The organism is Streptomyces sp. NPDC043952 (assembly GCF_056435325.1).
In genome coordinates this window covers 402,385-416,305 of the sequence record NZ_JBWKES010000003.1, presented here as the reverse complement: position 1 = coordinate 416,305, position 13,921 = coordinate 402,385, and the positions used below count along the sequence as shown (strand labels likewise).

The 13,921-nt window shown below is 69.5% G+C and carries 11 protein-coding genes and 2 pseudogenes; 4 read left to right on the top strand and 9 right to left on the bottom strand.

The window, feature by feature from the left end; all coding sequences use genetic code 11:
• The first annotated feature begins 116 nt into the window (after positions 1-116).
• Together AC069R_RS05490 and AC069R_RS05485 are read left to right on the top strand one after the other, a co-directional pair.
• Positions 117-857 (top strand): helicase associated domain-containing protein, encoded by a 741-nt coding sequence (locus AC069R_RS05490; protein WP_478764737.1) that lies wholly within the window; start codon positions 117-119, stop codon positions 855-857.
• 687 nt (positions 858-1,544) lie between these two features.
• A complete protein-coding gene (locus AC069R_RS05485) occupies positions 1,545-1,916 on the top strand; it encodes an FAD-dependent oxidoreductase (protein WP_478764735.1) in 372 nt (123 codons plus the stop codon).
• A gap of 91 nt (positions 1,917-2,007) precedes the next feature.
• Here the strand turns inward: AC069R_RS05485 and AC069R_RS05480 are convergent.
• A pseudogene (locus AC069R_RS05480) lies at positions 2,008-2,070 on the bottom strand (hypothetical protein); the annotation flags it as partial.
• A 271-nt stretch (positions 2,071-2,341) separates the two neighbouring features.
• On the opposite strand from AC069R_RS05480, the gene tpg reads away from it, so the two are divergent.
• Positions 2,342-2,761, top strand: a complete 420-nt coding sequence (gene tpg, locus AC069R_RS05475; RefSeq protein ID WP_478764772.1) for a telomere-protecting terminal protein Tpg — start codon at positions 2,342-2,344, stop codon at positions 2,759-2,761.
• Between the two features lie 133 nt (positions 2,762-2,894).
• On the opposite strand, the gene AC069R_RS05470 is transcribed toward tpg, so the two are convergent.
• From AC069R_RS05470 to glgX, 7 genes and pseudogenes are all read right to left on the bottom strand, one after another.
• Positions 2,895-4,316, bottom strand: coding sequence for a hypothetical protein (locus AC069R_RS05470; protein WP_478764733.1), 1,422 nt, complete (start codon positions 4,314-4,316; stop codon positions 2,895-2,897).
• 1,241 nt (positions 4,317-5,557) lie between these two features.
• Positions 5,558-5,846, bottom strand: a pseudogene (locus tag AC069R_RS05465) (IS5/IS1182 family transposase); the annotation flags it as partial.
• 325 nt (positions 5,847-6,171) lie between these two features.
• Positions 6,172-6,459, bottom strand: coding sequence for a hypothetical protein (locus tag AC069R_RS05460; protein ID WP_478764732.1), 288 nt, complete (start codon positions 6,457-6,459; stop codon positions 6,172-6,174).
• A gap of 375 nt (positions 6,460-6,834) precedes the next feature.
• On the bottom strand, positions 6,835-7,260 hold the full coding sequence (locus AC069R_RS05455) for a PRC-barrel domain-containing protein (RefSeq protein WP_478764730.1): 426 nt from the start codon (positions 7,258-7,260) through the stop codon (positions 6,835-6,837).
• Positions 7,257-7,862, bottom strand: coding sequence for a PRC-barrel domain-containing protein (locus AC069R_RS05450; RefSeq protein ID WP_478764728.1), 606 nt, complete (start codon positions 7,860-7,862; stop codon positions 7,257-7,259). The genes AC069R_RS05455 and AC069R_RS05450 overlap by 4 nt, the downstream gene beginning before the upstream one ends.
• The gene (locus tag AC069R_RS05445; RefSeq protein WP_471055802.1) at positions 7,859-8,005 is read right to left on the bottom strand and encodes a hypothetical protein; all 147 of its coding nucleotides are present in this window, start codon (positions 8,003-8,005) and stop codon (positions 7,859-7,861) included. The genes AC069R_RS05450 and AC069R_RS05445 overlap by 4 nt, the downstream gene beginning before the upstream one ends.
• 233 nt (positions 8,006-8,238) lie before the next feature.
• Entirely contained in the window at positions 8,239-10,380 is a 2,142-nt protein-coding gene (glgX, locus tag AC069R_RS05440) for a glycogen debranching protein GlgX (RefSeq protein WP_478764727.1), read from the bottom strand.
• Between the two features lie 635 nt (positions 10,381-11,015).
• Between glgX and AC069R_RS05435 the strand changes: the two genes are divergently transcribed.
• Positions 11,016-11,495, top strand: a complete 480-nt coding sequence (locus AC069R_RS05435) for a LamG-like jellyroll fold domain-containing protein (protein ID WP_478764770.1) — start codon at positions 11,016-11,018, stop codon at positions 11,493-11,495.
• A gap of 483 nt (positions 11,496-11,978) precedes the next feature.
• Here AC069R_RS05435 and AC069R_RS05430 read toward each other — a convergent pair whose 3' ends face one another.
• Positions 11,979-13,883 carry an ArnT family glycosyltransferase gene (locus tag AC069R_RS05430; protein ID WP_478764726.1) on the bottom strand — a complete coding sequence of 635 codons (1,905 nt, stop codon included), beginning with the start codon at positions 13,881-13,883 and terminating at the stop codon, positions 11,979-11,981.
• Positions 13,884-13,921 lie beyond the last annotated feature (38 nt).

Here is a 13,921-nt window from a genome sequence, read left to right as displayed (position 1 = left end):
GCCTTCAGCAGACGCCCAACTCACCCACACCACCAGGCAATCCCGGCCACTGAAAACAAACCACCGACCACTGAAAACTAGAAGCCGACCATCACCAACAGCTGGAAAAACTCGGCATGGTGTGGTCACACTACGACGTCGCATGGGAGGAAGGACTCACCGCAGCACGCGGATGGGCAGCCGAGGCAGGCCACCTCCTGGCCCCGACAGACGCCACCTTCCAGGGCCACCGGGTGGGGATCTGGCTGAAGAACCAGCGAGCCGCCGCCCGCAAGGCGGCCGAGATCGAGCAACGGCGCGCCGAGGGGCTACCAGTTCAGTCCTCAGCCGGAACACTGACGCAAGAGCGGCGCGAACAACTGGAGAACATCGACCCCGCCTGGTGCCCCACCTGGCCGGTTACATGGCAGCGCTGCTTCCACCTCGTCCGGCTCCACCTGCAAGCCGGCCACCCACTGCCCACCCAACCCGGCGACATCATCCACCAGAGCGAGGACCTCGGCCGATGGGTACGCGCGCAGCAGCTGGACTGGGACAAGCTCACCACCGCCCAGCAATGGATGTGCGAACACGTCCTCGGCATCCAGCCCGCGACCGAGGACGAGAAACCACCCCCACGCCGCACACAAGCCGACAAATGGGACCTCAACTACCAGGCTGCCAAACAGTACTACCAACGCGAAGGACACCTACGAGTACCACGCAAACACATCGAACGCATCCTCGTCGTCGGCGAGGGCCAGGAGGAACAAGAGCTCCGACTCGGAACATGGATCAACAACCAGCGCAGCAGGGCCGCGACACTGTCCCCGGAACGGGTCGAGCAGCTGTCCACCATCGGGATGCGCTGGACGTAACGGGCGTCGTGGGGATGCGGCATCTACTCCTTGGTAGATGCCGCATCCCCATGCCGTCCAGGTCGCGGCCATACTAGAGTTCTTCCATGGCAAAGACGCACGCTTAACCACCATCAGCTGCGCTCCCTCCCCGTCGTCTGGCGCGCCCGGACGCAGCGTGCAGCCAGCCCCCTTGCCCGCGGTCTGACGCCCGATGCTGGCGTACGCGGTGTACCCCGAACCCCGGCGCCCACCGGTGACCACACCACCTTCGGGATGGAGGCCATCGATGCGGCCGGCAGCGCGGAAGTGGTGCGCATCGGATGGACTCGGTGCGGTGGAGCGGCGCGATTCCCCTTAACGCGGGCCGTGGTCAAGGCGAAGGGCGCCGGGTGGATGCATGGCGTCGTCTCGGCGATGTCGGCCGCTGCTGCACGATGTCGTCCACTTTCCGGCCGGTGGACTCCACCCAGTGGAGTGGGGGTCGAGCACGGTGTCGACGACTCCCGGCGCGGTCCCCTTCGGAGCGAGCCCGTGCGATGGTGCCCGGGCGGGTCGGCCGCCGCTGGGCCGCATCGAGGCGTCTCATGCCGACCCGATGCCGGGGCCAAGGCCGGCGGTGTTGGTGTGGTGAGGGGGTGGTGCGTGACGAGGCTGTTCTCGGCTCGTTGCTCCGGGCACAGGAGAGCGGCTGCGACGGTGGTGGGCATGGTGGGGAGCGTTCTGGTCGGGCGGCCGCTGGCCAGGGCCGAGGTGGCGGCCGAGTACGACGCGGTGGTGATCGGCTCCGGGGCCGGCGGCCTGACCACGGCGGTGTGCCTGGCGCGGCAGGGGCGTCGCGTCGCGGTGTTCGAGCAGCACTACACGGCTGGCGGCTACACCCATGCCTACCGGCGGCGCGGCTGGGAGTGGGACGTCGGGATCCACTACGTCGGCCAGTTGGCGGCGCGTGAGCCCGTGCGGGTCCTCTCGGACTACCTGACCGACGGCACACTCGCCTGGACGCCGTTGGGTGACCCGTATGACGAGTTCCGCCTGGGCGGTGAGGTGTTTCGCGCGCCGGTCGGTCTGGCGGCCTGACGAAAGTACGGCGTGGGCAGCCCGAATTCCCGCAGGTGAACCGGCGGACCCTCAGCCGGAGAACAACGCTTCGGCCACCGCTCGGCACATCGGCAGGAAACCGCAGGCAGGAACCATGAACCCGGTCCGGCCAGACGCCGCAGACCGGGCACACGGCGCCGTCCGCGACGCATTGCGCATGAACGCGCACTATCTCGCTCGATGTTCACGTCCACCGACAGCACCGCGACGCCCGCGATCGACGGGAACAGCAACTCCTTCAGCCGGAGCACGACCTCTTCCACGGCCCCGGCCTGTCAGCCCAACCACCGTGTCCGCGGACCGTTTTCGGGCGACTTCGCGCACGGCTCGAAGAGGCCCGGCTGTCACTCAGAGTGGCCGCGTCACAGAAGTCGAGCCAGAGCCGCTGAATGTAAACGCAGCCAATCTCCCAGCGCACCGTGGAGAGGTACGTCGCGGGCAAGCTCAAGCGGCCCCGCCAGGACCTGCGCGGCCGCATAGAGCGCGCGGTCAAGAAGCGCCAGCAACCGCAAGTGCGGGCCAAGGCGCAGAAGAAGGCCGTCTCCACCGACGGCCTGGCCGTCTCCACCCGCGCCCGGTTCGGGTTCACCGCGGCGCCGGGTACCACTGACGACGCCGGCATCCGCGACATCACCCAGGCCCTGTTCCGCCCGAGTACGCCGGCCAACTGTTCAACGGTCTGTGAGCAGGGAGCCACCGGGCAGCAAGTGCAGCAGATCGCCGCCGACGGTCTCGCCCGGATGGACTTCCGCGCCACCAACAGCCGGGCGCACGGCCCGGGCGTGGAGTTAACCGGCGTGGAGCACACCGGGACCGAGCTCTAGGCAGGCTCCCGCACAAGCACCTCGTCCCCGGCTGTGTGAGCCGAAGCAAGATAGGTGTCACCAAGGCAGGCGTGCTGGCACCAGGGCCGCCGGGCGGCGAGTGCTGAGCAGAGCTCTGGACCGCCGTACTCCCTCAGCTGTCCACCCCGGCTTCCCACTTGCGTCGGCGCAGCACGTGGTCGCTGAAGAGGTGTCTGCTCCGGTCGAGCAGTTCACCCACCTCCGCATCGCCGCGCCGCCCGTCCGGCGGCGGATGCCAGCGCTGCACTGATTGCGCGGCCCAGGTGCGCAGCTTGATATCCGGGTCCTCGAGCAGACCGACCGCCGCCCGTAGCGCCACGATGCCGCCACGCGCGTCGAGCAGCCGGAACGCACCGACGCGGACGTGCCGCGGCCGCTCGGAGCCGGTGTGTTCCAAGAGCCAGTCGGCGGGCAGTTCCTTGGCCGAGGGCAGCAGGGCGGAGGCGGTCTCGCGGACGACCCCGGCGGCAGGATCGTCAAGGAGCGGCCGCAACTGCTTCGCATCCACGCAGTCCAGTACCCGCAGTCCCGCCACCGCTCGCGCCCGCACCCCGGCCGCCGGGTGCACGAGCAGCGGCCGTAGCAGCCCGGCGTCCGCGCGGTTCCCGCACTCGGCCAGCCCGATGACCGCACCGGGGGCCAACTCGGGGTCGTCCGACGCCGTGCACCGCTGTCGGTACCAGGCCGCAGGGTCGCCTCCCTGCTGTCGTACGACATACCGGGCGCAAGCGCGTACGAGCGCGGAGCGGTCGTTGAGGAACGGCTCCGCCTGCTCTGACCGCCCCGCCCGTCTCAGCGCGGTGACGCCGGCCGAACGGGTACGCGGGTTGCGTGCGGACAGCAGTGGAGGCAGCACGTCCTCATAGGCGTCCTCGTCTCCCAGAGCCGTGAGCGCCGCTGTGGCACACAGGTCCTGGACCACGGTGTCCTGGTCGTGGGCGGCCGCGCGGGCCAGCTCGGCGGGACGCAGCAGACGGCCCTCAATGGCAAGCCGGTACGCGAACCGGCGGACGGTGCGGTCGGGGTGGGCGAAGAGAGCAGCGAGCTGTCCGTGGGATGCCTGGCGCAAGAGCCGCCCGAGCACATCGATGCCGAAGGCACCTCTGTCGCGGCGGCCGACGCGGAGGATGAGCGGTGCAAGGTGGAGGGCGGAGTCCACGTTCAGGGCCTCGCGCAGCAGCTGCCGGGCGTGCTCGCGCACGGGGCCAGCCCAATCGGTGCAGCGGATCACGACCAACGGCAGCAGGCCGGGGTATCGGACCGACTGGCGCAGCGCCTCTTGACGGATCCGCCCGTCGCGGTGGCAGAGGGCGAGTGCGAGCCGGGACTCGCCGAGCTGACTCAGGTCGGCGGGCAAGGGGGCGGAGTGCTCCCAGCTCGGCAGGAACTGCGGGCGGTACCAGGCCACCTCACGCACTCCTGCGTCCAGCGCGAGCCAGTCAGCGGGGTCGGCGGCGTCAATCGTGCTGTGAAGCGGCGCGCCACCCGCGAGCCGCGTCGCTGCCGCTGTCCCGTCCTCAATGTCCCCGAGCATTCCCGCCCCTCCAGCAGTTGTGCCGGATGATCATAGGGGACGAGGTTCGCGTAGGGCGCCCGAAATATGCGCTCTGATCGCCGAGGGCCGTCGCCCGGCTCCCTGCCCACCGGAAGCAGAACGCGATGACGTCCCCCTGCTTCGCTTGCCGCTGGTGCCAGGTAGGGCGCGGCATCGGTGGCAACCACCATGCTTTGACGTGCTGAAGCCGCAGGCCAGCGGGTACCGATGGTGACAACTACGCGTTTCGGCACAGTCGTCGATCGCTCCTCGATCGTCCCCGGCGAGGGGTGTCAAGAACGGTCGGTCGTACCGAGGGCGCGGTGGAACTGCGACACCGCGGTGGCGAGAGCGAGCAGGGCGGCCGGGGCGGCCGGCATCGTTGACACGTCCATAGCCGGGGTCTCAGCAGTGCTCAGCGGAGCTGCCGCCTACGGCGCGTGGAAAGCTGCCCGCGAGTCGAATGGGCGGCCTGGAACGCGAAGGAGACGGCGGCCTCCCTCGCGCAGATCGAACGGGACCGCTGGCGCACAGAACTGACACCTCGGCTGCGGATCGAGGGCCAGGTTCAACCCCGTGAAGTGCTGTACATCCGTTTCGACGGCCCGGCCGCACTCGGCGAAGGACAGCACCGGAGTGTCGGCGGCTTCCGTTCCGGACCGGCCCCGGCCGCAGCCGTACCGCTCATCGCCCGCCCCTTGCTCCTGCACTCACCAGGGCACGGACACGGGCAGAGCAGCCGCAACGGAGATGCCTGGGCCCCGACGGCGAAATCGCGCGGTGACCTGCCAGAACCCGGAGACAGCGCGTCGGGTCGCGCAACAGTAGGTGCAACCATTGTCGCAGCCCCGCGCTCCTGGTCGACCGAGGCGCCAGGTCACGCGACCCGGCTTCTTCACCTCGTAGCAGCGGATCTCCTTCTTGTACGTCCGGTAGCACTTGATGACTTTGGCGCTGGGCGCGAGATCGGGTGCCTTCGACGTTGCACCGGCGTCCGCTGCCGACACGCCCCAGGCACCGGCCACCAGCCAGGATGAGGAGGTCTCCCCTCGTTATTCGGAGGGCTCCCAGTCGTCATCGCCCTATGGGGTGGGGTCACTCGGTCTCGGGGCTGGCCTTGATCACTCTGGCATGCTCTGGTCCCCATCACCTTTCGGATCCAGGTAAGCCATCAGGCCCAGGAATATCCCTCCAATTCCTCCCGGCTGAACCGGGGATACGACAAGGCGCCTCGTGGCGCACATGCACCGCTCGACGGTGTTGCGCTGCTTGTACGCCTCGCGGTCGAAGGCCGGCGGTCTTCCGCCTGACCGGCCGCACTTCTTTGCGGTTGGCGATCTGGTCGGCTGATTGCTGGATGACAGCGCGGATCCCGCGCTGCCGCAGATGGACCCGGATCTTTCTGGATGAACAGGCCTTGTCGGCCAGCACCACCTCCGGTGTGGTCCTGGATCTTCCGGCCGGCCGGGGCACCCGCAGGCGGGACATGACCTCGGTGGACGCGGGTGCGTCACCTGCCTGGCCAGGCGTGCCTTCCGCCATTCCTCGGTGAACTGGGTGCCGCAGCCGGCGCACACGGGACGGCGGAATGCCCGCTCGGCATTCGCCCGGTCATCGCCGAACGAGGCGTCCAACACGGCTCTGCTCTGGGCGCCTTGCGTTGGGGGGTTGCCTCCACGTCCAACGCCCTTGTCAGGAGCTCTCAGGAAGGTGTCGGGCCGCTCATCCCTTAGGGATCACGGGTATCTCAAGTGTGGAAGCATGACCGGGCGTCCAGAAGAGGGTGGCGTTCCCTGAGGTGGTCGGTTCGTAGCGGGTGGGGGAAGTGACCGAAGAAGGGGTTGCGGGGTCGCTGCTACCGGCCGGCCACCGTGAGCCGCAGTTTGTCGCCGGCGTGGAAGTAGGTCGCCGACGAGCTCAGCGGGATGAGCACTTCGACCTCTTCGTCGTCTCCGACCGGCTGAAGTGTTCGGAAGGTGTGCTCGGGCTGGTGGGGAGTACTGAGCACCGGGTCGAGTTCGCGCAGCGCGAGGCGGAGGCGGCCTTGCGCGACCAGGTCTCGCCCGTACCCGTAAGAGCCCTCGAACGAGACCGGCGCGTCATGTGACCACTTCTCGATGCCGGCGAAAAGCCGCGGGTCCACTGGTCCGCCTTCGACCGGTTCGACGCAGCAGACACCGCGATCAACGCCCGGCCGCCCTCCAGGTCGTTGGCGTAAGCCTCCCGCACGGCCGTAGTACACGCGGAGGCACCCGAGTCCCATACTTCAGCGGGCGCGACCAAGCCGTCGATGTCCCAGCCTCGAGGACCGGTGATGCAGCCGTCGCCGCAGGGCGAGAGCACTCCCCTCCGTCACCGTGCACCACACCCCCTGCGCCGGACGACGACGGCCCCGGCCATGAAGACCTCGGCACGGGTGTTGCGGCCGCCTCGGTCGGCGTCGACCCAGTGCTCGGATTCACTGCGCCCGCAGCCGTTTCGCCAGCAGCGCGCTTCGGTTTCATCTTTCCGGCCGCGGTCAGGCACCGCGTACGACGACCGCGTAGTCGCCGACGCCCAGGAGGTGGTCACCGGAGATGTCCCCGAGGGCCGTGTACAGGGTGTGGATGTGTCCGGTGGTGGGGTCGAAGGCGAGGTCCTTGACGGTGCCGTGCGCGGTGCCGTGTTCCGTGAGGAGCCGCTTGCCGAGGATCTCGTGATGGGCGGGGAAATCCTGCCGTCCGACACCGGCGGAGGCGGCGGACCGTACGACGACGGCGTCCTGTCCCACTCCTTCGACCAGGTCCCATGCGATCGTCGACGCGTGTTTCGGAGCTCCGGACAGCCGCACGCAGACGACGCTCCTCGTGCGCGGGTCAACGGTCAGGTCCTGCACGCGGCCCAGTTGTTCTGCCTCCTCCGTCGTGATCACCGGCAGGCCGCGGGTCTGACTCAACAGCCTCATGCCTGGGCCTCCTCGGTGGTCGGGGGTGTGAGGTGGGACGGCCGCGCGGTGTACCGGCGGAACGCCTCGACCTGGGCACCGAAACTGGGCAGGTCCTCCGCGACGAAGTGGCGGGCGTGCGCGGGGACGACCATGGCCCGTCCGGAGACGGCGAGTTCCTCTCCGCGCGGGATGAACGCCCTGCGCTTCTCGTGCTCGGTGTTCTCCTTCATGGCGATCTCGAAGCCGATCACACGACCGCTGCCGCCGGCCTCGATCACGACGTCCAGGACCGTGCCCGTTTCGGTTCCCTGGTCGGTGAGGACCGGCGCGCCGATGACCTGGCCGTGCTCGGCTTCACGGGCCGCGAGGACCGCCTTCCGCTCCGCCAGGACCGCCGTACTGGGAATCATCACGGCGGACGGTCCGATGGCGTGGACTCCGGAGAACGGCAGGCTCACCTTGAGCGGACCGGCGAGCAGGCCGCGCCCGCTCAGGGTGAAGCCGGTGATCCGGCCTGCTCCGGAGTCGAACACGGTGTCCTTCACCTGGGCGACCGCCTCGCCGCTCAGGGTCACGACCACCCGCTTGGTCAGTTCCGAGGCGAGCAGTGGGGTGATCACCGCGATCCCTCCCCGCCCGGCCTGCGGCCCGAACGCATGGCGATCACCGTTCCGCTACGGCGTTTGGCCTGGACCACCAGTGCCACCGCGGCGAGCAACACCGCCACTGCGATGAAGAAGACAATCCAGCCAGACCATTCCATCGCCGACCTCCTTCTGCCGTCTGCGCCCAGGGTCGTCGCCCCGTGTGGCGCGTCCCTGGCTTCCGGCTTCCCGCGCGGGCGGGTTGCACGCCTTCCTGCGCGGCCGTTCCGGATTCTTCGGCCCGCATGTCGGCAGGTGTGTGGGTCCGGGCCGCGTCGAGGGCGTGACGCGGCCCGGCGGATCGGCCTGTCGCGTGCCTCGTGGCGAGGGGTTGGACGCGGTCCGGGCGGGGTCAGCCGTCCTCGTGACCGCGCAGGACGAGCATGGCGTGGGCTTCGACCTCGACCTCGCTGCCGCCCTTGATCAGCGGCCGGTACTCGGTGTAGGGGATGGCGGTGTCCACCTCCACCGCCCACCACCGGCCCGTCTCCTCGGGGAGGGTGAAGGTGAGGGCCTGGTCATGGGCGTTGAAGAGCAGGAGGAAGGAGTCGTCCTGCACCCGCAGGCCGCGCAGGTCCGGTTCCGTGATGGCATTCCCGTTGAGGTGGACCATCAGGGATCTGGCGAAGCCGGTGTCCCAGTCGGTGTCGGTCATCTCGCGCCCGGCGGGGGTGAACCAGGTGATGTCCTTGCCGCCGGCGCTGGCTCCGCGCGCCACCCGGCCCTTGAAGAAGCGTCGGCGGCGGAAAACCGGGTGGTCGCGGCGCAGGGTGATCAGCCTGCGCGTGAAGTCCAGCAGTTCGCTGCCTTCGGCGACGTTCGCCCAGTCGATCCAGGTCAGCGTCCCGTTCTGGCAGTAGGCGTTGTTGTTGCCGTGCTGGGTGCGGCCGAGTTCGTCACCGTGCAGCAGCATGGGCACGCCCTGGGAGAGCAGCAGGGTGGCGAGGAGGTTGCGCTGCTGCCGGGCGCGCAGGGCGAGGACGTCACGATCTCGGGTGGGGCCCTCCACGCCGCAGTTCCAGGAGCGGTTGTGGTTCTCGCCGTCCCGGTTGCCCTCGCCGTTGGCCTCGTTGTGCTTGCCGTTGTACGACACCAGGTCGCGCAGGGTGAACCCGTCGTGCGCGGTGACGAAGTTGACCGACGCGTAGGGGCGGCGGCCGTCGCTCTGGTAGAGGTCGGAGGAGCCGGTCAGGCGGGAGGCGAACTCCCCCAGGGTGCCGCCCTCGCCGCGCCAGAAGTCGCGCACGGTGTCACGGTACTTGCCGTTCCACTCGGTCCACAGCGGAGGGAAGTTGCCGACCTGGTAGCCGCCGTCGCCGACGTCCCACGGCTCGGCGATGAGCTTGACCTGGGAGATGACCGGGTCCTGCTGGACGAGGTCGAAGAACGACGACAGCCGGTCGACCGCGTGGAACTGGCGTGCCAGGGTGGCGGCCAGGTCGAACCGGAAGCCGTCGACGTGCATCTCGGTCACCCAGTAGCGCAGTGAGTCCATGATCAGTTGCAGGGTGTGCGGATGGTTCATCCGCAGGCTGTTGCCGGTGCCGGTGGTGTCCCAGTAGTAGCGTGGGTCCTCGTCGGACAAGCGGTAGTACGCCGCGTTGTCCAAACCCCTGAAGGACAGCACCGGGCCGAGGTGGTTCCCCTCCGCGGTGTGGTTGTAGACGACGTCGAGGATCACCTCGATACCCGCCTCGTGCAGGGTCTTGACCATCGAGCGGAACTCCTGCACCTGCTCGCCCCGCTGCCCCGAGGAACAGTACGCGTTGTGCGGCGCGAAGAATCCGATGGTGTTGTACCCCCAGTAGTTCGTCAGCCCCTTCTGTACCAAGGCGTGGTCCTGCACGAACTGGTGGACCGGCATGAGTTCCACCGCGGTGACGCCGAGCTTGGTGAAGTAGTCGACCATGGCCGGGTGCGCGAGCGCGGCGTACGTGCCGCGAATGGCCTCCGGGATCGCGGGGTGGGTCCGCGTCATGCCCTTGACGTGGGCCTCGTAGATGACCGTCTCGTGGTACGGGGTCCGCAGCGGGTGGTCGCTGCCCCAGTCGAAGTATGGGTTCACCACGACCGACTTCGCGGTGTAGGGCGCGGAGTCCAGGTCGTTCCGCCGCTCGACGTTCCCGAAGCGGTAGGGGAAGAGGGCCTCGTCCCACTGGATTTCGCCTTCGATCGCCTTGGCGTAGGGGTCGAGCAGCAGCTTGTGCGGGTTGCAGCGATCACCCCGCTCCGGATGGCAAGGTCCGTGCACCCGGAACCCGTAGCGCCGGCCGGGTCCGACATCCGGCAGGTAGATGTGGTGGACGAAGCCGTCCACCTCGCGTAGCGGGACGCGCTCCTCCGTGCCGTCTTCGTCGAAGAGGCACAGCTCCACGAGCTGCGCGACTTCGGAGAACACGGCGAAGTTCGTCCCGGCGCCGTCGAAGGTGGCACCCAGCGGCGACATCCTGCCCGGCCTTGGACCCATCTTCGTGCTCTCTTGCCAGATACGCATGATCACGTCCCTCCCGAGCAGGATGGTGGGAAGCCCACGCCCGCCGTTCACTTCTGCCCCGGCCGGCCGCGGGCATTCTCCCTGTGCCGCTCGGCCACCGCGGCCCATGTCGGCGGTGAACACCGCTGCCGGGGAGGGGAACAGCCCGCCACCCCCATGTTTCCTCTCCTGGGGAGATCTCGGTCCAGCAGGAAAGGCGACCTGCCGGCGAAGACGGGCTCGACGCGGGCATTGGCCTTCCGGAGCGAGGGGTCCTGGTCCTCTGCCCCGGCCGGGCGCCCCGTCTGGCCAGGACCACCGGGGGTGAGGGATTGATCAGGTGAGCACCCCGGTAACTACCGTCAGCGATCAAGGTAGTCCGACCGACAGGGTCTTTCGCTCCGGACGACTCCATGGCTTGGAGTTGTCGCGGTCCCCCGGACCGGGCCGACCGCGGCGACGACCAGGCGGCTGTGCGGTCGACGACGACCTGGTGATTGCCGTCCACACGATCGGCGCGGTGTCCCTTGGGGAACCTCTTGCGAGGCTGCACGGCAAGTGAGGCCGAGCTGGATGATCATCCGCCGGATCCGGACTCCCCGGTCAGGTGGCGAGTTGCCGCAGGGTGAGGTTCGCACGCCAATACACGGCAGCCAATACAGGGCGCCACACAACAGCAGTCCTTCTACCTCTCCTACGACAAACCCAGTGCCGCCTGGATGTTCCAGACCACGAATACCAACGACGAGAACTCCGACTTACCCACCGCCGAAGGAGACAGCAACAGCACCCCGGTCGGCGTCTGGGACCATTTGGCACCGGTCGCTGGTAACGCCGACACCGGCTATATGACCCTCTTTCAGAACGGCACCCTGGTGGGGATCGCCACTAACGCACCTCCGCCACGGCCCCGAACCTGGTTCCCCGGCTCCGTGGCCGACGTCCACGTATACCCGCGGACGCTGTCGCCGACCTCGAAGGACTGCCCAGCTCTGGGCGGCGCTCAGACGATCGCAACCCATCCATGGCCGGCTTCTGGGCCGGGCCATACCCATCCACTCAGACACGAGGTTCACGCCGACTGGGACAGCCGCGGCACGCCGCCGATCGGGGGCTCTCAGCGAGCGGCATGCTGACGCCGTGCAAAGCCCTCCAGACCTGCTCGGGAAGGACACGGGAGCGGAGTGCTCCTTACCCGCAACACGCGCATATGTCGGCGTCCCCTCGTCGGAGCCTCGGGCCCGGCACCGCGTTGGCCGCATGCCGCCCCGGTTTCACCGTCCGGAGCTGGGTCGGTGAGCGATATCGACGCACCACGTGAGGCACGTGCTTGCGCGGCTCCGGGACGCCTTGCTCGACTATCACATCTCCCTGGGCCCGTTGCAGACCGGCGAGCATGACGACGAGAGCGCCGATGCCCTGATCGATGGATTCTTCGTCGACGTTCCGCCCGTCCGCCTGGTCAGGCTCAAGGCCACGCCCCCGGCATCGCGCCGGGACGGTCGGCGGCCGCCGTCCCGCGGCACACCTCGCCAACGTCCCAGCTGCCACGGCTCATTGAGCCGCGACGGTCAGGAGAGGCGGTGACGCTTCCGGCGAGAGGGCCGTACAGGGCTTGGTCAGGGCCTGGGTGCGCAGTCGTACAGCCTGAAGCTGCCGTCGGTGCGACGGCCGTACGCCGTGGGGCGGACGCGGGCGCAGTGGGACTTCACCCAGGCGGTGTCGGCGGTGGCGGGGCGCCGCGAGGTGAGCAGGGCGTAGCGGAGCCGGTGGGTCGTCACCAGGGTGGCGAGCTGCTGGGCGGTGGGGAACGGGGTGTTGCCGGTGAAGCCGCCCATGACGAGCACGGGTTCCGGCGCCGCGCGCAGCAACGGCTCGGCGGTGTAGGCGGCCTGGGTGGCGAGGAGGTACTGCTCGCCGTGGCGGTGCTCGGTGAGATAGCTCAGCAGGGCCCGGTCGCGGGCGCTCGGCCGGTCGAGGCCGACACGGGCCACGGACCGGTGGTGCCGCAGCGCCTCGGCGTATGCGTTGCCCACCGGGCCGGCCATCGGCGAGGTGGAGGCGCCCGCGTAGAGCGGCTTCAGGGTGGACAACGCCCACCCGGCCGGTACGACCAGCGTGGCCGCGATTCCGGCGGCGAGCGCGCCGTTCACCATCCGCTGGGAGGTACGGGGGCCCCGCGACCACAGCCCCACCGCGCCGCACAGCGCGAGCATCACGGCGACCGGCAGCAGCCAGGACACGAACCCGGTGGGCAGGTCGAGCACCAGCGCCCACAGCACCGTGACCGCGATCGCCGCCGGAAGCGCGACGCGCCGTCGCCCGCCCTGCTCGTACTCCGTGCGCAGCAGCGCGAACCCGCCACCGGCCAGCGCGGCCAGGGCCGGGGCGATGACGGCGGTGTAGTAGGCGTGGTTGCCGTTGGAGACGCTGAACACCAGCGCGTGCACCGCCAGCCAGCCGCCCCAGAGGACGAACCCGGCGCGCAGCGCGTCGGTGCGCGGCTGCCCGGCGCGCCAGACGACGCCCAGCACCGCGGCGGCCACGGCGAGCGGCAGGAGCCACGCGATCTGGGGGCCGACCGTGTGGTTGACCAGCATCGACCAGCCGGTGTTGCCGGTGGTGCGGCTCGCGGCGGTGCTCGCGGCGGCGCCGAACGCGGTGGAGTCAGCGGTGAACCGGCTCAGGCCGTTGTAGCCGAAGACCAGGGCGAAGGGGTTGTTGTCGGTGGTGCCGTCCAGGTAAGGGCGGTCGGCGGCCGGGGTCGCCCAGGCGAGCAGCACCCACGAACAGGACACCACCAGGGCTATCGCGCCAGCCAGCAGCGAGCGCAGCGTTCGCTTCAACGGCGTGCCCGGCGCCGCGAGTTGGTGGACCAGCCAGAACACCGGCAGCACCAGCCACGCCTGGAGCATCTTGGCCTGGAAGGCGAGACCCACCCAGATCCCGCAGGTGATCAGGGGGAGCAACCGGCCGGTGCGCACCGCTTTCTGCAACGCCCCCGCGGCCGCCACCAGCAGCAGCGTCAGCGCGGTGTCCGGGATGGTGGCCCGGTCGAGGGCCACGGTGACCGGAGTGAGGGTGAGCGCCAGTGCGGCGATCAGCGCGGCGAACGGCCCGGCCCACACCCGTACGATCCGGTGCAGCAGCCATACGGTGAGCACGCCCTCGACGGCCTGCGGAAGCGCCGCCGCCCAGGTGTGGGGACCGAAGATCCACACGGAGACGGCACCGGGCCAGAAGGCACCGGGCAGTTTGTCGATGGAGATCGAACCGCTCGCGTCGAGGCCGCCGAAGAGGAAGGCGCGCCAGCCCTCGGCCATCGACCGTATCGCCGCGCCGTAGAACGGGTGAAGCGCGGCATGCCCGATGCCCCAGGAGTACAGCACCGCGGCGGCGACCAGTACCGCGGCGAGCGCCGGGCGTTCCCAGCGCGGCGCGGCGTCCGGCCGGCCGGCGGGCGGCTCGTCCGGCCGGCGCAGCGGGCGCGCGCCGGTGGGCTGGGCGGCGGGGGTGGTGGCCATGGCAGTGGTCCTCGGATCGGCGTTCGGGTGGGGCGGTG

Excerpts from the sequence above, each read along its gene's own strand:
- AC069R_RS05455 (WP_478764730.1), bottom strand. The coding sequence starts at position 7,260 with ATGAGGCTGTTGAGTCAGACCCGCGGCCTGCCGGTGATCACGACGGAG.
- glgX (WP_478764727.1), bottom strand. The coding sequence starts at position 10,380 with ATGCGTATCTGGCAAGAGAGCACGAAGATGGGTCCAAGGCCGGGCAGG.
- AC069R_RS05490 (WP_478764737.1), top strand. The coding sequence starts at position 117 with ATGGTGTGGTCACACTACGACGTCGCATGGGAGGAAGGACTCACCGCA.
- AC069R_RS05485 (WP_478764735.1), top strand. The coding sequence starts at position 1,545 with ATGGTGGGGAGCGTTCTGGTCGGGCGGCCGCTGGCCAGGGCCGAGGTG.
- AC069R_RS05430 (WP_478764726.1), bottom strand. The coding sequence starts at position 13,883 with ATGGCCACCACCCCCGCCGCCCAGCCCACCGGCGCGCGCCCGCTGCGC.
- AC069R_RS05470 (WP_478764733.1), bottom strand. The coding sequence starts at position 4,316 with ATGCTCGGGGACATTGAGGACGGGACAGCGGCAGCGACGCGGCTCGCG.
- AC069R_RS05445 (WP_471055802.1), bottom strand. The coding sequence starts at position 8,005 with ATGGAATGGTCTGGCTGGATTGTCTTCTTCATCGCAGTGGCGGTGTTG.